Genomic DNA, 21373 nt, shown 5'->3' on the forward strand with positions numbered 1-21373 from the left:
CATCGCGCCGGAAGTCGAGTGTCAGTCGGACGCGGGCACCAGGGCGACCAGGGACGGGATGTCCCCCCGCCTGTCCTCGACGAGCAGCGTCGGCAGAACGAACTCCCACATCTCGCCGAGGCGGTCGTAGAGGTCGGCCCACCCGGTGAGGGCGTGGGAGACGACCTGCGAACCGGTGTACGCCGACATCACGAAGCGGGCGAGAGCGACGAGGTCGCGGTCGGCGGCGACATCGCCCTGCGCCGCCGCCTCCGTGAGCAGCGCGGTGCCGGTCGTGATCCAGTCCTGGTACGGCCGGCGGGCCACGCCGGGGAAGAGCTCGGGAGTCTCGGTGCTGAGCCGCATGCCCCCGCGCACGATCGGGTCGGTCAGTATCTGCTCGGCGATCGTGACCGACAGTCTCACCAGCGACTCGACGGCCCGGGTGCCGGGTGCGACGGAGGACACGGCCGCGAGCGCGGTCTCGTGCTGGCGCTGGATGACCTCGCTGGCCAGCTGGTGTTTGGAGTCGAAGTGGAAGTACAGCGACCCCTGAGTCACCCCCGCCTCGGTCACCACGTCGCCGAGCGTCGCGGCCGAGTAGCTGAGCTCGGCGAACACCGAGCCGGCCGCGCGGAGGATCGTCTCGCGCGTGATGAGCGACCTCGCCTGCTTCGCCATGCACCCGCCGTCCGCTACGCCACTAAAACATTGTCCATACTATGTAATGGACCGCCGCGGCGCGGCATCGCCGGGGTCAGCGCTCCGATGTCTCGGGCGTCGAGTCGTCGTGCATCTCCCGGAGCGCGTGGTACCGCCTGCGATACATGAACAGCAGGTAGAGGTTGAGCGGGATGACGAGAACGAACCACACGGAGACGATCCAGGTCGGGATCGTCTCGAGGCCGGTGAGCCAGACTACGCCGAACGCTATGGTGACCACGGTCAGCAGGGCGGAGTTGGTGCTCGCGCGGTGGGCGTCGCGCAACGCCTCCGGCAGATCCTCCGGTTGCTCCATCATCACCCCATGCTCGCAGTCGCATTCCGCGACTGATAGGTCTTGTGGGACGGCCCCCGATGGTAGTCGTCCACAGCCGAAGATTACTCCACGACTTCGGGCGCCTGCCGGGATACGGGTGGGTTGGCCGCTACCCTGAGGCTCGTCGCCAAGTCAGGGAGTATGCGAATGACCGAGTCACCCACGTCGTACGCGCGCTTCGCGGGGCTCGCGCGCTTTCCCCGCAGGCCGCTCGATCTGACCAGCACCGACCAGTGCCCCGCGTGCTTCGAGACGCTCGACGCGGTGATCTGCACGACCTGCGGACTCGACCTCACCGGCTCGACCGCCGCGGAGCTCGCCGGAGTCTCGGAGTCGGCCGCCGCACTGCTCGACACGCGAGTCGAGCTGATCGGGCGCATCCGGTTCGAGACGGCCGCGGCTGCACGAGCGGATGCGACCGCGGCCGAACCGGCCACGGTATCGGTCGCGGTCCCCCTCTTCGCCGGGTCGGCCCCCTCACGTCTGCCCGTCGACAGCTCCGCCCCCGTGCCACCGACCACCGCAGCCGGCGTCTCCGCCTCTGCGCCCGCCGTTGCCCAGGTCTCCCCGGCCTCGACGCGCCCGGTCGCCGCGCCGGGCACCGTCGGCACCGGCGCAGATCCCCGCCGCTCGAGCGTGCAGGTCGCCCTGCTGGTCGTCGGGGTCTCGCTCGTGTCGATCGCCGCGGTGTTCTTCCTGGTCTACGCGTTCATCAACTACGGCATCGTCTGGCGCAGCGTGATCATCGGCGCCGTCACGGTCGCCGCGTTCGTGATCGCCTCGGTGCTGCGGCGAAAGGGTCTCGGAAGCACGGCGGAGGGCATCGCCGCCTTCGCGGTCGTGCTCGTGTTTCTCGACGCGTTCGCCGTGCGCGCCAACGACCTCTTCGGCGCCCAGGCGACGGATGCGCTCGGCTACTGGGGTGTGACGCTCGCTGTCGCCGCCGTCGGATTCGCCGTGTGGCACCGGGCCTCGTCGTTGCGGGTGGCGAACATCGCCGCGTTCGTCGTCTTCGCGCCCGGGGTCGGCCTGATCGCCGCCGCGCTGGCCGGACCGCTCGAACCGGCCGCGCGCGTCTGGGCGGCATTCCTCGCCGTCGGACTCGCGGGGCTCGTGCACCCCCTCGCGAAGGCCGGCGCGCGGGGTGCGTCGGCGGCCGCCGAACGGGTAATCGCGGTCGGTTTCGCCCTGGTCGCCCTGCCGGTCAGCTTCATCCTCGCGTTCGCGGTCGCTCCCGACGACGTCGTGGCGGCGCCGCTCGCGCTCCTGGCGGTCGGGGCGGTCGCCGTCGCCCACACGATCGCGCTGCTGCGGGCGCGGGCCGCCGACACGGTCGCGAGAGTGGCGGCTACGACGTTCGCCGTGACCGCGGCCCTCGGCGCGACGATCGCTGTCGCCCTGTGCGGCTACCGCGTTCTTCCCCTCGAGTTCGCCATCGCGGTCTCGCCTGCCGCCGTGACGACGCTGGCCTTCGCGATCGCCCTGCTCGCATCGCGCGCGACCGCCCCGTTGTCCAGGCTCGGTGCCCGCGGTGCGTCGATCGCCGCGTCGTCGGTCGCGGTCGCGACACTCGCCCCGGCATTCGTGGGGGCGGCGTTCGCCGCGGCGCTCCCTCCCCTCACCGGGCTGGTGACCGCGCCGTGGCAGGGCGACATCCCCGGCGCGCCGAGCCGGCCTGACGCTGCGCACGTCGGTGCCGTCGTCGCCCTCGCCCTCGCGGCGCTCATCGGCTGGCTCTTCCAGGCTGCCACCGGCCTGTTCCCCCGCATCCGCGCGGCGCTGCCGGGGGCGCTCTACCTGGTGCTGCTGTTCGCCGTTCCGCTGCTCGCACACCCGGCGGCGATCGTCGCGGCGTGGATGCTGCTCGCCGCGCTCGCCGTCGCGACGCTCGTCGTCGCCCGCCACCTGGCCCTGCCGCTGGCCCGCCGCCCGGTCGCGACCCTCGGCGTCGTCGCGGCCGCGTTCGGCTACGCCGCCTCCTGGGGCAGCACCGAGACCTGGCTGCCCGCGTCGGTCGCGATGATCGCGCTGCTCGTCGCGGCGCGCTCCGCCGTCGCAGCCGAAGACCGCGAGCTTCGTTCCGGTCTTCTCGGCGCTGGGGTGCTGGTCGCGGTCGTCGGTGCTGCCGCCCTCGGCCGCCAGCTCGGCGTCGCCTCCCCCGCGCTCCTCGACGACGGCAATGCGCCGCTCTTCGACTCGCTGCGGGCGGTGTCCATTCTCGCGATCGCCCTCCTCGCCCTCGCCGCGGTACCGGCCGGCCGGTACCTGTCGACGCTCGACCGCCGCACGGTGTTCTTCATCGCCGCCCCGCTCGCGGCGGGCGTCATCCCCTTTGCCGGGGCGATGCTCGTGCTCGATCGCGACCTGGTCTCCGCCCTCGTCGAGCCGGTGACGAGCATGCTGCTCGCCACCGCACTCCTCGCGACCCTCGGCGGATGGCTTATCCCTCGCGCGAACGGGGGCTTCGCGGCCGAACGCGTCGTCGCCTCGATAGCGATGGCCCCGGCGGTGTTCTGGGCGCTCGACTCCCTGGCCTTGGTGCTCCGCGTGCAGACCGAGGTGACGCAACTCGCGGCGGTCGTGTCGGCGCTGCTCGTCGCCGCCGGTTCCCTCTTGCTCGTCGTGCGCCGCCCGCTGCGGTCGCGCGACGCGGCCGACATCGGCACGGGCCTCGTCGGCACCGCGGGCACGGTCGTCGCGGTCATGGCCGGTTCACCGCTGGCCTGGCTGGCGCTCCTGCTCGCGGCCGCGACGCTGCTGCTGCTGGCGACGTCCCGTGACGGCCTGATCGGCTCCCGGTCGCCCAGGCGGCACTGGGCGTGGGCGGCGCTCGCGCTCGCGACGGCGGGCCTGTGGTGGAGGCTGCAGCTCTCCTCGGTCACCGTCGTCGAGGCATATACGTTGCCGATCGCGGGGGTGCTGCTGCTCGTGGCCGCGCTCGTGTGGCGCTCCGCCCGGTCGAGAGGACTCGCGGATGCCTCGGCCCCGGTCATCACCCTCGCGGCGCTGCTCGTCGCGGTCGTGCCTTCCGCGCTCTCCGCGTCGTCGGCCTCCGACTCCGCCGCATCCGGTGTCGGCGGCGCGACGGCGATCGCCGTGTTCGCGGCGGCGGTGGCGCTGCTGCTCGGCGGCAGCCTGACCCGCACGGACGCCGCCGCCCGCTCGTTCCTCGACGCGGGCGCCGCGGCGGGGCTCGTCGGCGTCGTCGTGGTCGCGGTCGGCCGGCTCGTGCGACTCGCCGACCTGCAGCCCGACCTCGCGCTCGACGCCTGGGCGGGAGCGGTCTTCACGGTGCTGGTGATCGCGGCCATCGGCCAGTGCGTGCCGCGGGCCGGCGACCGGCCGGTGACCCCTGCCGTCGCGCGCGCCGTCGTCATCGGGGCGATGCTGCTCGTGCTCGCCGCCGAGGGTGCTGCGTCCGATTCATCCCCCATCGGTTCCGCCCGCGCGGTCGCCGTCGTCGTGCTGTTCTCGGCCGTGCACGTAGCGTCGCTCGCGGCCCGACCGCCGTTCGACGCCCCGGTCGGCGTCGTGGCCGTCGCCCTCGCCGGTGTCGCCGGCGTCGTGGCGGTCGGGGTCGGTGCCGTCGACGCCGTCGAGTGGGTGAGCGTTCCGATCGCCGCCGCGCTGCTCGTCACGGGCGCGACGCGACTCTCGCGCACGCCGCGGCTGCGCAGCTGGCCGGCGCTAGCCCCGGGTCTCGCGGTGCTGCTCGTGCCGTCGCTCCTGGCCACCATGGTCGACCGGCCGGTGTGGCGTCTCGTCGCGATCGGAGTCGTCGCGATCGCCGTGTTCGTGTTCGGGTTCGTCCGTCGTCTGCAGGCACTGTTCCTCATCGGAGGGGCGGTCGCGCTCGTGCACGGCATCGCCACGTTCTCGCCGCAGCTTCGTGACGTCTACCAGCTCACCGAGTGGTGGGTGTGGGCGGGCGCGGGCGGCATCGTCATCATCGTGCTCGGCGCGCGCTATGAACGCAGCCTGCGCTCGGCGCGGAGCATCGTGGTCGGGATCGGCGCGCTGCGGTAGCGGGCGGCGCGCCGCGGTCGACGTGCCCTAGCGCTGCAGCCAGGCGAGCACCGCGAGCACACGGCGGTGGTCGGAACCGGAGTCGTCGAGGCCCAGCTTCTGAAAGATCGAGGTGACGTTCTTCTCGACCGCGCCCGTGCCGATGAAGAGCGCGGCCGAGATGGCCGCGTTCGTGCGGCCCTCGCCCATCAGCGCGAGCACCTCCCGCTCACGCGGAGTGAGAGTGGACAGCGGATCGTGTCTGCGGCCGATGAGCTGCGCGACCACCTCGGGATCGAGCACCGTGCCACCGGCGGCGATGCGGGTGATCGCGTCATCCAGCTCGGCCAGGGAGGCGACGCGGTCCTTGAGCAGGTAGCCGATCCCGCCCGTGCCCGATGCGAGCAGCTCTTGCGCGTAGGCGACCTCCACGTACTGCGACAGCAGGAGGATGCCGAGGCCGGGGCGACGACGACGCGCCTCGATCGCGGCGCGGACCCCCTCGTCGCGGTAGGTGGGCGGCATGCGCACGTCGAGCACGGCGAGGTCGGGCGCCGTCGACTCGAGCGCGGCGAGCAGCCGGTCGGCGTCGCCGTAGGATCCGACGACGTCGACGCCCGCCTCCACCAGAACGCGCACCAGCCCCTCCCGCAACAGCACCGAATCGTCGGCGACTACTACACGGAGGGGCTGGTGCGCTGGGGTCATAGACCCAGCGTAGGGGCCGCCGGGACGCGGGCCGCCGCCCCGGCAGGCGGCTACGTGGCCGGGCCCGGGGTCTAGCCCGCGTCGGCGCCGCTCGCCGCGCCCGACGGCGCCGGGCTCGCCGAGCCCGGGTATGACGTGGCGAGGGGCAGGTGCGCCGTCACGACGGTGGGGCCCCCGACCGGGCTGTCGAGTTCGAGCGTTCCGCCGAGGCCGCGCAGGCGTTCGTCCAGGCCGGCGAGCCCGTGGCCCTCGACCGGCACCGCTCCCCCGCCGCCGTTGTCGGTGACCGTCACATCGAGCCAGGTGTCGTCGGTGTCGAGCACCCGCCGCACCGCGACCCGTGCCGTGACGCTCGTCGCGCCGGAGTGCTTCGCCGCGTTGGTGAGCGCCTCGCTGGCCACGAAGTAGGCGTTGCGCTCGATCTCCTGCGGAAGCTCGAGGCCGTCGGGCAGCTCGCTCTCGATCGCGACGGGCACGGTGCTGCGCACCGCGGCGGACTCGAGTGCCGCGACGAGCCCGCGGTCGAGCAGGATCGGCGGCGCGAACCCGCGGGACAGGGCGCGCAGCTCCTCGAGCGCGTCCTTCGACTGCTGCACGGCCTCCGCGATGAGGGCACGCGCCCGCGCCGGATCGGTGTCGAGCTGACGGTCGGCGGCCGCGAGGTCCATCTGCAGGCGCACGAGGCGCTGTTGCGGGCCGTCGTGGATGTCGCGCTCGAGCCGGCGCAGAGAGTGTCCCTCGGCCGAGATGGCCGCGCCGCGGCTCGCCTCGAGGTCGCCGACCTGGGCGCGCAGCGCCTCCGACGGGAACGCCCCGAGGGTGACCCGGGCGATGACGTCGTGCAGCAGCACGAGCCCGCGTGTGACGAACGGCAGCGTGGCCAGGAGGGTCGCGCCGATCACGAACGAGAGCAGGTCGTCGAGGGCGCGCCCGAGCACGTCGTCGCCGAAGAAGGTGCGGATGACGACGGCGGGGTCGCCGCCGAAGTCGATCAGCCGCCAGAACCACGCGGTGACGCCGGCGAGGCCCGTGGTGACCCAGATCACCGTGATCGTCCAGGTCACCAGGGACACCGCGAAGTTGATCACCATGGTGTGCACGAGGTAGAGCCAGAGGTGCGCGTTCGAGAGCAGCGCCCAGAAGACACGCCAGAAGCCGGGCTCACGGGCGGCGTCCGCCCACGGCGGGCGTTGGATGTGCGGTCGGCCGGCCCACTCGAGCCGGATCAGCTCCAGGGTGCCGAAGGCCCGGGAGACGAAAAGCGCGGCGATGATGAGCACGATGCCGATGAGGAACACCGCGACGGTGCCGACGCCGGTGGAGAACAGGGTGAGACTGGTCAGGAATCCGGCGAGGGCGATCGGGAAGGTCAGCACCAGGAAGCCGAGCTCTCTCGGCACGGTTCGCCAGAGCGAGCCGTAGGTGGTGCGGGGCGCTGCGGCCCGGTCAGTGGTTGTCATGGGTGTCTCCTGATTCAATTGTGCCCGCACGCTGGCCCGGCTCGACGACCACGAACTGGCCCATCATCCCCTGATCTTCGTGCTGCAGCAGATGGCAGTGGTACATGTAGGGCGTTCTCGGGTCGGTGTAGTCGGTGAACCGCATGATGAGGCGGTAGTCGGTGTTGGGGCGGAGCAGGATCGTGTCCTTGTAGCCGGCGAGCTCGGGCGGCGGCGGGTCCCCGCCGATCGACAGCAGCTGGAACTGCACGTCGTGCACGTGGAAGCTGTGCGGCAGCGCCATGTTGTTGCGCACGTCCCAAACCTCGGTGTCTCCGACGGTGACCACCTCGTCGATGCGCCCGAGGTCCATCTGCTGCTGGTTGATCTGCTTGCCGTCGAGCACGAAACGCCGTTCCCCGGTCGCGTCGAGGTCGTCCAGCCGCTCCATCGGAACGAGCGTCTGAGGCACCGTGCCCACGGAATTCAGGGCGTCGGATGCCACGAGCTCGAGTACGTCGAACGAGTCGCGTGCCCCGTTGAGCCCGCCCAGTCCCGGCCCGCCACCCAGATCCACGTCGCGAGACTGCAGGGTGATGCGTTCGCCCGGAGCCATGCGCACGAGCACCTCGGCGCGCTCCCCGGGCGACAGCTGCACCGCCCGGGTCGCGAAGGGGCGCTCGAGGAGGCCGCCGTCCGTGCCGATCAGGGCGAGGTCGCGGTCGTCGGAGAGCGCGAAGTTGTAGATACGGGCCGGGGAGGCGTTGAGCAGGCGCAGGCGCACCACGTCGGTCGTCACGGCGAGGCTGGGGCCGACGGTGCCGTTGACGAGCAGCCGGTCGCCGACGGGCCCGATGTAGTCGCGGGTGTCGCTCACGAGCTGGCCGTCGGCGTCGAGGCGCACGTCCTGCACGATCACCGGGATGTCGTCGACTCCGTAGTCGCGCGGCAGCGACAGTGCCGCCTCGGCCTCGTCGCGCACGATGAACATGCCCGCGAGTCCACGACCGACGTGCCGTTCGGTCTCGCCGTGCGGGTGGGGGTGGTACCAGAGTGTCGTCGCCGGCTGGTCGACGGTCCAGCGCGGGGACCAGTCGTCGCCCGGGGCGACCATCTGATGCGGGCCGCCGTCCGCCCGGGCGGGGAGGTGCATGCCGTGCCAGTGCACGGTGGTGGGCTCCTTGAGCCCGTTGTGGAAGTCGACCTGCACGTCGTCGCCGCTGGCGGCGACGATCGTCGGGCCGAGGTAGGGGCCGTTGAAGCCCCAGGTCTCGGTCGGTGTGCCGGGAACAACGTCGACCGTACCCGTCTGGGCGGTGAGGTCGAAGTGGAGGCGACCGACGGCATCCGTCGTCGGCTCGGCGAGCGGCGGGATCGCCAGCGCCGTGTCGAAGGCGACGCGGCCGATCGTGTCGACGTCCGGCGAGCCGTCGGAGCAGCCGGCGAGCACCGTGGTCAGCGCGAGGGCCGTGACGACCGTGATCGCTGCGCTTCGTGGGGACATGACTCAAGCCAAGCCGTACACGCCTCGGGCGACCATGGCGCGGGCATCCGGTTCGATGCGGGGGCTATCCCCCGCGCCGAGGTGGGGCCCGGCGGGGCAAGGGCCGCCTAAGCAAGTCTCACCTCAGTGAGCGTTGCCTCAGCTTGCTTGCGGAATAAACGGTGCTGAGTACCGTTGAACCAGAAGTAGACGCCCCTCGTGAGCGTCACGCAGAGCAAGCGAAAAGGAGTCACACCATGACCGAAGTACAGGCCGTTCCCCAGAGTTCCATCGACGCCGACATCGTCTCGGGTGTCGCCCAGTTCCTCGGCCCGGTAGTGGTCGACCTCACCGCCCTCGCCGTCGACGGCAAGCAGGCGCACTGGCACGTTCGCGGAGCCAACTTCCAGGCCGTGCACGAGTTGCTCGACGAGATCGTCGAGCACGCGCACGACTACGCCGACACCGCCGCGGAGCGCGTCGTAGCCCTCGGCCTCCCCCTCGACGTACGCGTCCAGACCGTCGGAGCGAAGGCCACGAACCCACCGCTCTCCGCCGGCTTCCAGCAGTCCGACGCGACCATCGCGCAAATCATCGCGTCGATCGACGCGACCCTCACCACCGTGCGCACCGCGGTCACCGAGCTCGCGGAGCTCGACGCCGTCAGCCAGGACGTCGCGATCGAGATCGCACGCGGCCTCGAGAAGGACCGCTGGTTCCTCTTCGCGCACCTCGCGAGCAAGTAGCACCGCCGCCGCCGATCGAGTAGTGCGCCGGAGCGGCCCGCTCGACCGGCGGGGCGGGTCGCCGGAGCGACCTGCTCAGCCGGCGGCGATCCGCGCGTACACCGCCATGTCGACCCGCCGGTCGGCGAACCTCTGGGCGCTGCGCTGCACCCCCTCGAACTCGAAGCCGAGGCGCTCGAGCAAGGCGCGGCTGCGCGTGTTGTCCACCGCCGTGCGCGCCTGGATGCGCCCGATGTCCCCTCCGGCGAGCACGTGGGCGACCAGCGTGCCGATGCTCTCGGCCGCGACTCCGGCACCCTCGGCGTCGGCGTCGATCCAGTAGCCGATCTCCGCGTTGCCGTCGACCCCGTCGATGCGCGCGGTGCAGCTGCCGACGAGCGCGCCGTCGAGCCGGATGACGAACGGCAGCGCCGTGCCCGACGTGCACGCCTGCGCCTGCCAGGCGAGGTACACCCGCACGCTCGACACCGTCTGCGGCGCGGTCGCCCACGGCTCCCAGCGGGCCAGTCTGGCGAGGTTGCGGTCTACGACCGCGAAATACTCGGCTGCGAGGTCGGGATGCATCGGCTCGAGCACGAGTCCGGGCCGAACCTCGATGGGCCGCTGTCCGCCCACGGTCAGCGGGCGCCCGCCTCGAAGGTGAAGCCGCCGGCGAGCAGTGTCGCCGCGACGGACACCGAGCGCAGGTCGTCGGTGGCGAGCGGGTCGGTCTCGGTGAGCACGAGGTCGGCGGGCTGGCCGACGGCGACGGTCGAGCGGGTGGAGGCCGCGAGCGCCTCGGCCGTCGAGATGCGCTGCTCCGGATGCCACGGCTCGCGTCCCCCGCGGGTGCGGGTCACCGCTGCCGCCGCGGTCGCCCACGGGTCGAGCGGCGAGACGGGGGCGTCGGAACCCAGCGCGAGGGCGGCGCCGGCGTCGAGCAGGCTGCGCAGCGCGAAGGCCCTGTCCGTGCGGCCGGCCCAGTGGTGCTCGGCCACGTCCCGGTCGTCGAGGGCGTGGTCGGGCTGCACGCTGGCGGTCACCCCGAGAGCGGCGAAGCGGGGGATGTCCTTGTCGGCGAGCAGCTGAGCGTGCTCGATGCGTCCACCGGACCCGAGCTCGGCGAAGGCATCGAGTGCTAGGGAGTTCGCGTGGTCGCCGATCGCGTGCACAGCCGGGGTGAGCCCGGCGCCGACCGCCTTGCGTAGCAGAGGCAGCAGCTCGTGCGGCGGCACCGTGAGCATGCCGCGGGATTCCTCCGCGCCCTCTCGGCCCGGATACTCGTCGTAGCAGTAGGCGGTACGGGTGTTGAGCGACCCGTCGGTGAGCACCTTGAACGGGCCGACGGTGAGCAGGTCGTTCACCCGGTCGCCGGTGCGCAGTCCCGCCTCGATCGCGCGGTCGAGGTGCTGGGCGTAGACGCCGAACTCGACGCGCAACGACCGCGAGCCGGCGGCGATGCGGCGCGACCAGGTCTCGAGGTTCCAGTCCATCTCGAGGTCGACTATGCCGACGACGCCCCGGCCTGCCGCGGCGTGGGCCGCGTCATCCGCCCATCTGTCCAGCACCTCGTCGGCGATCGTCCCGATGCGGTGGGTGACCTCGAATGCGGCGTCCTCCCGCAGCAGTCCGGTGGGGTGCCCCGCGTGCCCGTGCAGGGCGAGCGCCGCGGAGTTGAGCCAGACCGCGTGCAGGTCGCCGCTGACGATGACCACGGGCCGCGACCCGGCGGCGGCGTCGAGCAGTTCGACGCTGGGCGCATCCGGCCAGAGGGCGTCGCGGAAGCCGTACCCGACGAACGGTGTCGGCTCCGGCGAGGCGCCCTCGAGCGCTCGGGCGACCATCGCCGCCGTGTCGCGCGCCGACGATGCCGCCGACACGTCCAGACGCTGTCGAACGAGGGCCCACTGGCTGAAGTGCACGTGGTTGTCCCAGAGCCCGGGCGAGACCCAGAGGCCGCCGAAGTCGCGACCCAAGGTCGAGCCGCCGGCCGGGGCGACGGACGCGATCACGCCGTTGATGGGCAGGATGTCGACCGGCTCGCCGCTCGTGCCCGAGATGCGGAGGTTACGCAGGAGCATCGCCGCGCACCCGTCTCATCTCCGCCGCGAGTGCGGGCGAGGCGAACGGGCCGTCGGTCTCGAGCGCCGCGACGATGCGGTCGAACACCTCGGGCGTCTTGTTCTGGCTGAGTTTGAGCCGCGCGTCGAAGCGTGTGACGACGAAGCGGATGCCCACGGTTCCCTTGGCGATGCGCCGGGACTGCTGCTCGTCGATGGAGAGGCTCACAGGTTCGGGCAGCTGCTTCTCGAAGTGGTCGACGAGGCCGTCGAGCACCTCGAAGTTCTCGGCGTCGCTGAGGATCTGGGGCACACCGTAGAGGTGCGCTGTCACGTGGTTCCAGGTCGGCACGAGCTCGTCGTTGGCGTACCAGCCGGGCGAGATGTAGCCGTGCGGACCCTGGATGATCATCAGCATCTCGTGCTCGCCGAGCTCGTGCAGCTTCTCGTCGGGGCGCCCGACGTGGCTCACGACGCTTATGGTGTCGTCGGCGCTCTCTTCCAGCACCACGGGGTAGTGCGAGGCGACGAGACCGTTCGCCGTGTTCGACACGATGGTCGCCCAGGGGTTCTCGCGGATGAGGCGTTTGACCTCGAGGGGATCGGTCAAGACATAGCTCGGCGTGTGGCGCATGGGGTCAAGCTTGCCACGGCCGCCGATCTCGTCGAAGCATGCGTTCCGGCAGCCTCGCGGAGGCTATACCTGGTCGACCGGGCAGAAGTAGAGCTTTCGTCCCGCCGCCATCTCCATCACGATCGGCGTGCCGCAGACCCGGCACGGCTTGCCCGTGCGGTGGTAGACCCAGTGCCGGTCGTCGCGGCGTGCGAGGGCGTTGACGTAGTCCTCGTCGCTCAGGTCGTCCATGGTCATCATCTGCCCGGTGGCCACTCCGAGTTCGAGCAGGTACGTCCAGTCACGCCAGAGCTCTTCGAGCGTCTCGCGGGGCACGAGCTTCGCGGGCTTGTGCGGGTCGAGCCGAGCGCGGAACAGCAGTTCGGCGCGGTAGACATTGCCGATGCCGCTCACCACGTTCTGGTCCATCAGCACGAGGCCGATCGGCGTCGCCTTCTTGATCGCCGCGCTCACGAACCGCTCCCGACCTTCGGCGGGGTCGTCGACGAGGGGGTCGGGGCCGAGCTTCGCGATGACCGCCTGAACCTCCTCCGGGTGCAGCACTTCGCACGCGGTCGGGCCGCGCAGGTCGGCGACCGTGTCGTTGGCGAGCAGCCGTACACGCACCGCACCGATCGGCTCGGGCGGGAATGTGTCGAGCGCCTCCCCGAGTCGCTCCTGCTCGGCCATGCGCAGGCGCCGCGGGGCGCCGATGCTCGACAGCGACGGCTCGTGGTCGTCGGCCGCGGTCACCGAGCCTGTCGAGGTGCGCCCTTCGACAGGCTCAGGGGTCGTCGTGCCCCGCTGGTTCGTCTGGCCCATACGGCCGTTCGCCGAGGCCACCGTCGCGTCCGCGGTGATGTTGCCCGCGAAGTCCCACGCGCCGTACATGCCGAGGTGCACCCGCAGCCACAGCCGGTGGTCGAACTCGAGGAACATCTGCTTGCCGACGGCTCGCGCCTCGGTCATCACCAGACCGTCGATGGCGGATGCGCCCGCCGCGAAGCGGCCCTGGGGCGACGACGCGGCGATCTGCTTACCCACGAAGTGCAGCGCGAACTGGCGGGCGATGCGGTGGACGGAATGGCCCTCGGGCACGACGCTCCTTACGCGTTTCTGTCGTTGTGTCTGTCAGTCGATCTGGTGTCCGGCGATCGACCCGGTGGTCTCGTACTCGGCCAACTGCGCGATACGGCGCGCGTGACGCTCCTCGTGGGTGAACGGCGTGTTGATGAAGGTGTCGATGAACAGCTTCGCCTCGTCGACGGTGTGCTGGCGCGCGCCGATCGAGATGACGTTGGCGTCGTTGTGCTGGCGGGCGAGCTCGGCGGTCGATACGTTCCAGACCAGGGCGGCCCGCACGCCGCGCACCTTGTTGGCGGCGATCTGCTCTCCGTTGCCCGATCCGCCGAAGACGACGCCGAGCGCCTGGATGCCCTCGGCCTGGTCTTCGACGACGGCCTGCGCCGCGTTGATGCAGAAGCTCGGGTAGTCGTCGAGCGGCTCGTAGCTCGTCGGTCCGTGGTCGATCACCTCGTGGCCGCCGGCGGCGAGATGGCTCTGGAGATCTTCGCTGAATTCGAGTCCGGCGTGGTCGGTCGCGATGTGGATGCGCATGCAACCATTCTGCCCTCCCGTCGCCCCTCGCCCGTCACGCCGTTACCGCACCCAGTAGCCGGTCATGCCGAGCAGCCGGGTCTCGCGGTCGGCGTCCTGCGGCACATCGACCGCGGGTCCGAAGACCCCCATGGCGCGCCAGTCGTCGATCTGCGGCACGACGATCTCGTACAGCGCGTCGACCAGCTCCGGCGGCAGTGAGTAGTCGAGGCCGATGTGCTTGGCGATCGACCAGGCTTGGAACGACCGGTAGGTGGAGATGTGTTCGAGGTAGGTGGTGACGGGAAAGTCGCCGTAGCTCAGGTGCACGACGTCGTCGGGGTCGATTGGCCGGTTCACGGCCACGGTCGCAGCGTCGTTGAGCCGGTCGTAGCTCTCGAGCGGATCGCCGCCGAGCAGGTCTCCTCCGTACTTGTCGCCCACCTCGTCGATCGTGCGGCCGGCGAGCACATCGGGAACCCATGCCTCGTCGTAGGCGTGCGCCGCGACAACGTCGAGCAGCGTCGGCTCCGGTGTCTGGCTCCACTCGGCAGGAACCGGCAGTTCGAGCTGCTCGGGGCGGATGCGGTCGACGACGTCGCGGAGGGCGGCGTCTGACATGAGAAAGAGTTCGCGCTGTTTCATGCTCGCAACCTAGCAGCGGGCACCGTCATCGGCCACGGGGTGGTACGGGCTCACCCAGCGACCCACAGCTTGCGCAGCGTCTGCGTGACGGTCCAGATCGTGCGGGCGCCAGCGTCGAAGGTCATGACGGATCCGGGGACGAGCTGCACGACCACCTCGTCGTCGAGGAATTCCACGGACGCGGCGCCCGCGAGCACCACGAACAGCTCCGCGCTCTCCACGTCGGTCATCGTGCCGGGCGTCATCTCCCAGACTCCGAACTCGTCGCCGTCGAACTCGCCGAGCACCACCGCGCCGGCGAAGGGGGCGCCGTCGAGCACCTGCTCGGTGGGCACCGGCTGGAGCGGCACGTCGACGGCGAGCGCCACGACGGGGTCGACCCCGGCGACGGCGCTCACGAGTCGAACCCCAGCCCCGCGGCATCCAGCGTCCTGAGCATGAGGTTCCTCTTTCCGTCGTTGTGGTCGGCCCGGTCGAGCGCCCAGCGGGTGGCCTGTACGCCGAGGAATGCCGCCGGCTCTGGCGGGAACGGTGGCGGCACCGACTTCACCATGCGCAGCCGGGTGCGTTCGGTGTCGAGTCCGCCGAGGTGGTCGAGCATGACGTTCGCGGCGAACCGCGTCGCGGCGACCCCGAGTCCGGTGAAGCCGGCCGCGTAGGAGACGCGTCCGCGGGCGGCCCGGCCGAAGAACGCGGAGAACCGCGTGGAGGTGTCGATGACGCCGCCCCAGCGGTGGCTGAACCGCACTCCCTCGAGCTGCGGGAACGTCGCGAAGAAGTGACGGGCCAGCGTCTCGAAGCTCTGCGGCCGGTCGTCGTACTCGGGGCGGATATGCCCGCCGTAGCGGTAGACGGCGTCGTAGCCGCCCCAGAGTATGCGGTTGTCGGCGCTCAGCCGGTAGTAGTGGAACTGGTTCGCGAGATCCGAGACGCCCTGCCGGTCGGCCCAGCCGATGCTCGCGAGCTGATCGCCGGTGAGGGGCTCGGTCATCAGCACGTAGTCGTACACGGGCACGGTGTGCAACCGGTAGCGGCCGAGCAGCGAGGGGAAGGCGTTCGTGGCGAGCGCGACGCGGGCCGCGACGGCCGAGCCCTCTCTGGTCTCCACGACCACGGCGCCGGCGGTCGACCGCGTGTCGAGCCCGCGCACCGGCGAGCGTTCGAAGATCTCAACGCCCGCCTCCGCGCACGCGCGGGCCAGCGACGCGACGAGCTTCCCGGGGTGCACGAGCGCCGTCGAGCGGGTGCTCCACAGTCCGGCGAGGTACGTGGGCGAGTCGACCTCGGCGCGCACGGCGTCGGTGTCGAGGAACAGCTCGGTGGTGCCGTTGTGCGCCTCCCGCAGCTCGTCGACCTGGTACTGCTCCACGGCGACGGCGAGGCTTCCCGTGCGTTCGAAGTCGCAGTCCCACGCGCCATCCGCGACGGTGGCCTCGATCTCGTCGAGGTTGGCCAGCCCCAGCCGCTCGAGCTGGTCGAACTCCCGCGCGTAGCGTCTGCGGCCGTTGGCCTCACCATGGGTCAGGCTGACCTCGACGAAGCCTCCGTTGCGACCGGAGGCCGCCCAGCCGACGGTGCGCCCCTCGAGCACGGCGACCCGTGTCGACGGGTCGCGCTGTTTGGCGAGGAGGGCCGTCCACAAGCCCGTGTACCCTCCGCCGACGACGACGAGATCGAAGACCTCCCGGCCGGAGAACGCCGGCCACTCGGGAACGTCGAGATTGTCGAGCCAGAACGGCTGCAAGGCGCTGGCCGAGAGCGACGATGCGACCAGGGCGGGGTTGACGTGGGAGCGATCGAATGCGGTCTCGGCCATGCGACAACACTAGGTGGGGCCGGTCAAAGTTAGGTCTGGTCAATTGCCAATTGTGGGGGCACACTGGATTCACGATCTCATTCTCTGTGGAGGCATCAAATGCCCAAATCGAACCAGATACCCGAGTTCCTGCCCGTGCTCTCCGTCGGCAGACATCGTTCGCCCAAACGCGGCGCCTGCTTTATGGAGTACGCCTCTCACCTGGCCGGTGAGCGGTGGAGCGATCACCCGACGTGCACCCACGCCGCCATCGCCGCACTGGCAAGGGCCGTCAACGACTGCACGAGCGACGACGCTCGCGGCAGGCTCGTGCCGCTGATCCCCTCGGTGATCGGACTGCACGGACCAGACGAGCGTGTGCGCCTCATCGTGAGCGTGCGGGCATCGGCCGCGGCGCTGCCCGTCGCGAGCGAGTCACGGCAGCGGGCGATCTCGGTCGGCCTGGCGCACTGCGAGGCCCTGCTCGAGAACCGTCACGACGAGATGGCCGAGCACCTGCGCTCGATCATCCGCGGCGCGTTCGAGCAGGCACCGAGCGCCGAGAAGTGGGCGCGCGCATTCCTCGCCTCCGTAGGCACCACCAAGTCGCGGCTCGACTCGTGGACCGTCGACAAGATGGTGGCTCTGTCGATCATCGGCATGGCGGAGGCCTGCATCAGCGACGCCGACGACCGGCTCTTCCGGCTGCTCTCCTCGACGATCGACGACTGCGTGCGTGACGCCGCCGTCTCGGTGCCGAAGCGCAACCGTGTGCAGGAGCGCAGCTACGAGAGGGTCTAGTCGAACTGGGGATCGCGAGTGCGTGAGCGCTTGATCTCGAAGAACCCGTCGTAGGCGGCGACGGCGACCACGCCGTCCCACAGCGCGGCGGCCTGCTCGCCCTTCGGAGCGGGCGAGATAACGGGGCCGAAGAACGCAGTTCCATTGACCGCGATGACGGGCGTTCCGACATCCTGCCCGACGCGGCCGATGCCGTCGGCATGGCTGGCGCGCAGCTGCGGCTCGAACTCCGCGGTGTCTGCGAACGCGACGAGCTCTGCGGGGAGGCCGAGCTCTGCGAGCGCCTCGGCCATGACCGTGTCGGCGTCGATGCTGCCGCCCGGGTGGATGCGAGTGCCGAGCGCGTCGTAGAGCGGCTTCACGAGATCGGCGCCGTGCAGCTCGGCCACGGCGGTCACGAGCCGCGTGTAGCGCAGCGCACGGGGCAGGAACTGCTTGTAATGGTCGCTCAGCTCGGTGTTGTCCTCGTTGAGCACCGCGAGGCTCATCACGTGCCAGGTGACATCGAGTTCGCGAAGCCGCGCGACCTCGTCGACCCAGCGGCTCGTCATCCACGCCCACGGGCAGCTCGGGTCGAACCAGAAGTCGACGGGTGTGCGGGTGGTCGAGGTGGAGTCCGTCATGCCGCCAAGCCTAAGCTGGGAGCCGCGGCCACGAGCCGCGTCCACAGAACTACAAAGGAGTGTCGCGTGCCAGGAGAGAACCTCACCAGAGTCGAAGCCCAGGAGCGAAAGGCGACCGTAGACGTACAGAGCTACACGGTCGCACTCGACCTGACCACGGGAGACGAGGTCTTCCTCTCGACGACCGAGGTGAACTTCACGGCGCGAGCCGGAGCATCCACCTTCATCGACCACCTCTCCCGCACCGTGCACTCGGTCACTCTCAACGGTGCCGCCCTCGACCCGGCCGTGGTGAACGACGGCGTGCGCATCCAGCTCGACGGACTCGCCGAGTCGAACGTGCTCGTGGTGGTCTCCGACGCCGAGTACACCAACTCCGGCGAGGGACTGCACCGCTTCGTCGACCCGGTCGACGGCGAGGTCTACCTCTACTCGCAGTTCGAGGTGCCCGACAGCCGCCGCGTCTTCGCCGTGTTCGAGCAGCCCGACCTCAAGGCGACGTTCCAGTTCACCGTCACGGCGCCCAGCGCATGGGCCGTCGTGAGCAACTCGCCGACCCCGACCCCGGAGGAGCTGCCCGGCACCGCCAACTCGGTGTGGAGCTTCTCCCCCACGCCCGTGCTCTCCAGCTACGTCACCGCCCTCGTCGCCGGACCCTACGACGTGACAACGTCGGAGCTGACGAGCCGCGACGGCCGCGTTATCCCCCTCGGGATCTACGCCCGCAAGTCGCTGTTCGAGTTCCTCGACGCCGACTACATCTTCGACAAGACCCGCGAGGGCTTCGCCTACTTCGAGGAGAAGTTCGACTACGCGTACCCGTTCGAGAAGTACGACCAGCTCTTCGTCCCCGAGTTCAACGCGGGCGCCATGGAGAACGCGGGCGCCGTCACGTTCACCGAGACCTACGTCTTCCGCTCGAAGGTGACCGAGGCGGTCAAGGAACGCCGCGTCATCACCATCCTGCACGAGCTGGCGCACATGTGGTTCGGCGACCTCGTCACGATGAAGTGGTGGAACGACCTCTGGCTCAACGAGTCGTTCGCCGAGTGGGCGTCGACCATGGCCGCCGCAGAGGCGACCGAGTGGACGGAGGCCTGGACGACGTTCCAGGCGATGGAGAAGAGCTGGGCCTACCGCCAGGACCAGCTGCCCTCGACGCACCCGGTCGTCGCGACGATCAACGACCTCGAAGACGTGCAGGTGAACTTCGACGGCATCACCTACGCCAAGGGCGGCTCGGTGCTCAAGCAGCTCGTCGCCTGGGTGGGCATCGACGCGTTCTTCGCCGGCGTCGCCGCCTACTTCAAGAAGAACGCCTACGGCAACACCGAGCTCGGCGACCTGCTCAGCGAGCTCGAGGTCACCAGCGGACGCGACCTCAGCGGCTGGTCGGCGCTCTGGCTCGAGACCGCGGGCGTCAACACCCTGCGCCCGTCGTTCGAGGCGACGCACGACCGCACGATCACCTCGTTCTCGGTGCTGCAGACCGCGGCCATCGACTACCCGACGATCCGCCCGCACCGCCTCGCGATCGGCTTCTACAACCTCGAAGACAAGAAGCTCGTGCGCACCGAGCGCTTCGAGATCGACGTCAATGGCGAGCAGACGGATGTCGCGGCGCTGATCGGACGCCGCAAGCCCGACCTGCTCCTCATCAACGACGACGACCTCGCCTACGCCAAGGTGCGTCTCGACGAGGACTCGCTCGCCGTCGCGATCGAGCACCTCGCCGACATCGAGAATCCCCTCGCCCGCGCCATCGTCTGGGGCTCGGTGTGGGATTCGACGCGCGACGGCGAGACCGCGGCCAGCGACTACGTGCGGCTCGTTCTCGGCAACATCGCGACCGAGACCGAGTCGACCACCATCCGCACGACCCTGTCGCAGCTCACGACGACGGCGCGCCTCTACGTCGAGCCGTCGAAGCGCGCCGCGACGATCGAACTCGTCGGCGACGCGCTCTGGGAGCTGGCGAAAGACGCCGAGGAGGGCTCCGACGCCCAGTTCCAGTTCGTGAAGTTCTTCGCGAACATCGCGTCGACGCCCGCCCACGTCGAGACGCTGAAGGGCCTGCGCGACGGTTCCGTCACGCTGGGTTCTCTCGAGATCGACACCGACCTCGCGTGGGAGATCCTCGAGGGCCTCGCCGTCAACGGCGCGATCGGCGCCGCGGAGATCGACGCGGCCCTCGCCGCCGACAACACCTCGAACGGCCAGCAGGCCGCGGCGCGCACCCGCGCGGCGCTCCCCACGGCCGAGGCGAAGCGCGCCGCATTCGACTCGCTCGTCGAGAGCGACGAGCTGCCGAACGCGATCGTGCGCCAGACCGCCGTCGGCTTCCAGCACGTGAACGACCCCGCGTCGCTCGAGAGCATCGTCGACGCGTACTTCGGCATGCTCACGCGCATCTGGAAGGACCGCACGCACTCGATCGCCGAGACGCTCGTGGTCGGGCTCTACCCAACGCCGCTCGCGTCGAAAGAGCTCGTGGCGGCGACGCAGTCGTGGCTCGCGCAGAACCCGGAGACCCCGGCGCTGCGCAGGCTCGTCACCGAGAACCTCGCGGGTGTCGAGCGCGCACTGGTCGTGCAGGCGCGCGACGCGAAGTAGCACGTCGCGGCATCCGCCCTCGTCGTCCTGAACGGCCCCCGTCTCTGTCGAGGCGGGGGCCGTTCAGGTGTGTGGCGCCGTGACTCGCGCCTCAGAATCGGAAATTCAGGAGTCAGCGCCCTGGCGGCGCGACCGACCCACGGAGATTCGCGGGAGACGACCCGGGGCATCCGGCTGACTCCTGAATTTCCGAGCGCGAGGTAAGCGGCCGCACGGCACGGCACGGCACGGGTCAGGCGACGGGCTCGGCCCAGCGCACGGGGACGGGCATACGCAGCTGCTCCGCGGCCGGCGGCGTGCTGCGCCCGATGCGTGCCAGCAGCTGGTGCATGGCGACGTGGCCGAGTTCGTCGCCGTCCACGTCGATCGCGGGAACGCCCGTGAAGCCGAGCGCGTCGACGACCATGCGCTCCGAGCTGACGGTGATCGCGGGCGACTCCACGCCGCCCGCCCGCAGCGCGAACATCAGGCCGAGGCCGATCGCGGTGGCGTAGGGCACGACGGCGGTCGACTCGGCGGCGACGACCTCGGCCGCCGCGGCGACGCCGGCCGCGAACGTCGCCGGGTACGGCCCGAGCACGGTCAGCTCGGCCCGGCCGCGGGCGGCCGCGGTGACGGCGAGGGTGCGCTGGCCGTTCTGCCATGAGCCATCCGGACCGCCGATGTAGGAGATCCTGCCGTGCCCCTCGTCGATGAAACGGCTCACGAGCCCGCCGAACGCCGTGGCGGTGTCGGCGACGACGGAGGTCAGCCCGTCGATCTCCCGGTCGACCAGCACGGTCGGCTTGAACGCGGATGCCGCGCGCACGACGTCGTCTGCACCGCGCGGCGCGGCGACGATGAAGCCGTCGACCTGGGCCGACAGCCGCCGGAAGGCGACGAGTTCGTCAGTGGATGCGAGCGGATGAACCGCGACTGTCAGTTGCAGGCCCGCCTCCTCGGCTCTGGCCTGCGCGCCGGCGATGATCGGGGTGAAGAAGCTGTTCTCGAGAGTCGGCACGACGAGGGCGACGATACCGCTGCGGCCGCTGGCCAGCTCGCGGGCGGCGCGGTTGGGAACGAAGCCCAGCTCGAGCGCCGCGGCGAGCACGCGGGCGGTCGTCTCGGGGGCCACGAGTTCGGGGCGGCTGAGCGCGCGCGATGCCGTCGCCTTCGACACTGCGGCTCGAGCGGCCACATCGGCCAGAGTGGACACGGCTCCCCTTCGATAGATCCTCACCCTAGAGTCGCGACCTGTTCCGGCGCGCGT

19 protein-coding genes are annotated in these 21373 nt (G+C 70.7%); 4 read left to right on the forward strand and 15 right to left on the reverse strand.

Annotated elements, in window-relative coordinates:
- Positions 1 to 21 precede the first annotated feature (21 nt).
- Positions 22 to 660, reverse strand: a complete 639-nt coding sequence (locus ABIE21_RS06475; protein WP_354023952.1) for a ScbR family autoregulator-binding transcription factor — start codon at positions 658 to 660, stop codon at positions 22 to 24.
- A gap of 76 nt (positions 661 to 736) precedes the next feature.
- Positions 737 to 1000: a hypothetical protein gene (locus tag ABIE21_RS06480; RefSeq protein WP_354023953.1), complete on the reverse strand. Its 264-nt coding sequence runs from the start codon at positions 998 to 1000 to the stop codon at positions 737 to 739.
- Positions 1001 to 1165: 165 nt separating this feature from the next.
- On the opposite strand from ABIE21_RS06480, the gene ABIE21_RS06485 reads away from it, so the two are divergent.
- A complete protein-coding gene (locus tag ABIE21_RS06485) occupies positions 1166 to 5044 on the forward strand; it encodes an SCO7613 C-terminal domain-containing membrane protein (RefSeq protein WP_354023954.1) in 3879 nt (1292 codons plus the stop codon).
- A gap of 27 nt (positions 5045 to 5071) precedes the next feature.
- On the opposite strand, the gene ABIE21_RS06490 is transcribed toward ABIE21_RS06485, so the two are convergent.
- From ABIE21_RS06490 to ABIE21_RS06500, 3 genes are all read right to left on the reverse strand, one after another.
- Positions 5072 to 5731: a response regulator transcription factor gene (locus tag ABIE21_RS06490; protein WP_354023955.1), complete on the reverse strand. Its 660-nt coding sequence runs from the start codon at positions 5729 to 5731 to the stop codon at positions 5072 to 5074.
- A 71-nt stretch (positions 5732 to 5802) separates the two neighbouring features.
- Complete coding sequence (locus tag ABIE21_RS06495) at positions 5803 to 7191, reverse strand: sensor histidine kinase (RefSeq protein ID WP_354023956.1); 1389 nt, start codon at positions 7189 to 7191, stop codon at positions 5803 to 5805.
- Positions 7178 to 8674, reverse strand: a complete 1497-nt coding sequence (locus tag ABIE21_RS06500; RefSeq protein WP_354023957.1) for a multicopper oxidase family protein — start codon at positions 8672 to 8674, stop codon at positions 7178 to 7180. The genes ABIE21_RS06495 and ABIE21_RS06500 overlap by 14 nt, the downstream gene beginning before the upstream one ends.
- 236 nt (positions 8675 to 8910) lie before the next feature.
- On the opposite strand from ABIE21_RS06500, the gene ABIE21_RS06505 reads away from it, so the two are divergent.
- On the forward strand, positions 8911 to 9399 hold the full coding sequence (locus tag ABIE21_RS06505) for a Dps family protein (protein WP_354023958.1): 489 nt from the start codon (positions 8911 to 8913) through the stop codon (positions 9397 to 9399).
- A 75-nt stretch (positions 9400 to 9474) separates the two neighbouring features.
- Here the strand turns inward: ABIE21_RS06505 and ABIE21_RS06510 are convergent, their stop codons facing one another.
- The 8 genes from ABIE21_RS06510 to ABIE21_RS06545 all read right to left on the reverse strand — a co-directional run bounded on the left by ABIE21_RS06510 (position 9475) and on the right by ABIE21_RS06545 (position 16108).
- A complete protein-coding gene (locus tag ABIE21_RS06510) occupies positions 9475 to 10014 on the reverse strand; it encodes a GNAT family N-acetyltransferase (RefSeq protein ID WP_354023959.1) in 540 nt (179 codons plus the stop codon).
- 2 nt (positions 10015 to 10016) lie between these two features.
- A complete protein-coding gene (locus ABIE21_RS06515) occupies positions 10017 to 11459 on the reverse strand; it encodes an amidohydrolase (RefSeq protein WP_354023960.1) in 1443 nt (480 codons plus the stop codon).
- Entirely contained in the window at positions 11446 to 12072 is a 627-nt protein-coding gene (locus ABIE21_RS06520) for an FMN-binding negative transcriptional regulator (protein ID WP_354023961.1), read from the reverse strand. Before ABIE21_RS06520 ends, ABIE21_RS06515 begins: the two co-directional genes overlap by 14 nt.
- Positions 12073 to 12135: 63 nt before the next feature.
- Positions 12136 to 13149, reverse strand: coding sequence for an Fpg/Nei family DNA glycosylase (locus ABIE21_RS06525; RefSeq protein ID WP_354023962.1), 1014 nt, complete (start codon positions 13147 to 13149; stop codon positions 12136 to 12138).
- 33 nt (positions 13150 to 13182) lie between these two features.
- Entirely contained in the window at positions 13183 to 13668 is a 486-nt protein-coding gene (locus ABIE21_RS06530) for a ribose-5-phosphate isomerase (protein WP_354023963.1), read from the reverse strand.
- Between the two features lie 42 nt (positions 13669 to 13710).
- Positions 13711 to 14292 (reverse strand): hypothetical protein, encoded by a 582-nt coding sequence (locus ABIE21_RS06535; RefSeq protein WP_354023964.1) that lies wholly within the window; start codon positions 14290 to 14292, stop codon positions 13711 to 13713.
- Between the two features lie 50 nt (positions 14293 to 14342).
- A complete protein-coding gene (locus ABIE21_RS06540) occupies positions 14343 to 14690 on the reverse strand; it encodes a cupin domain-containing protein (RefSeq protein ID WP_354023965.1) in 348 nt (115 codons plus the stop codon).
- The gene (locus ABIE21_RS06545; RefSeq protein WP_354023966.1) at positions 14687 to 16108 is read right to left on the reverse strand and encodes an NAD(P)/FAD-dependent oxidoreductase; all 1422 of its coding nucleotides are present in this window, start codon (positions 16106 to 16108) and stop codon (positions 14687 to 14689) included. Before ABIE21_RS06545 ends, ABIE21_RS06540 begins: the two co-directional genes overlap by 4 nt.
- A gap of 99 nt (positions 16109 to 16207) precedes the next feature.
- Here ABIE21_RS06545 and ABIE21_RS06550 point away from each other — a divergent pair, with 99 nt between their 5' ends.
- Complete coding sequence (locus ABIE21_RS06550; RefSeq protein ID WP_354023967.1) at positions 16208 to 16888, forward strand: hypothetical protein; 681 nt, start codon at positions 16208 to 16210, stop codon at positions 16886 to 16888.
- On the opposite strand, the gene ABIE21_RS06555 is transcribed toward ABIE21_RS06550, so the two are convergent.
- The gene (locus ABIE21_RS06555; protein WP_354023968.1) at positions 16885 to 17511 is read right to left on the reverse strand and encodes a mycothiol-dependent nitroreductase Rv2466c family protein; all 627 of its coding nucleotides are present in this window, start codon (positions 17509 to 17511) and stop codon (positions 16885 to 16887) included. The genes ABIE21_RS06550 and ABIE21_RS06555 overlap by 4 nt on opposite strands.
- A 66-nt stretch (positions 17512 to 17577) precedes the next feature.
- Here ABIE21_RS06555 and pepN point away from each other — a divergent pair, with 66 nt between their 5' ends.
- Positions 17578 to 20124 (forward strand): aminopeptidase N, encoded by a 2547-nt coding sequence (pepN, locus tag ABIE21_RS06560; RefSeq protein ID WP_354023969.1) that lies wholly within the window; start codon positions 17578 to 17580, stop codon positions 20122 to 20124.
- Positions 20125 to 20356: 232 nt separating this feature from the next.
- Here the strand turns inward: pepN and ABIE21_RS06565 are convergent, their stop codons facing one another.
- Positions 20357 to 21319, reverse strand: a complete 963-nt coding sequence (locus ABIE21_RS06565) for a LacI family DNA-binding transcriptional regulator (RefSeq protein WP_354023970.1) — start codon at positions 21317 to 21319, stop codon at positions 20357 to 20359.
- Positions 21320 to 21373: the final 54 nt, after the last annotated feature.

Origin of the sequence: Conyzicola nivalis, from assembly GCF_040548875.1 — a bacterium.
GTDB lineage: Bacteria > Actinomycetota > Actinomycetes > Actinomycetales > Microbacteriaceae > Conyzicola > Conyzicola nivalis_A.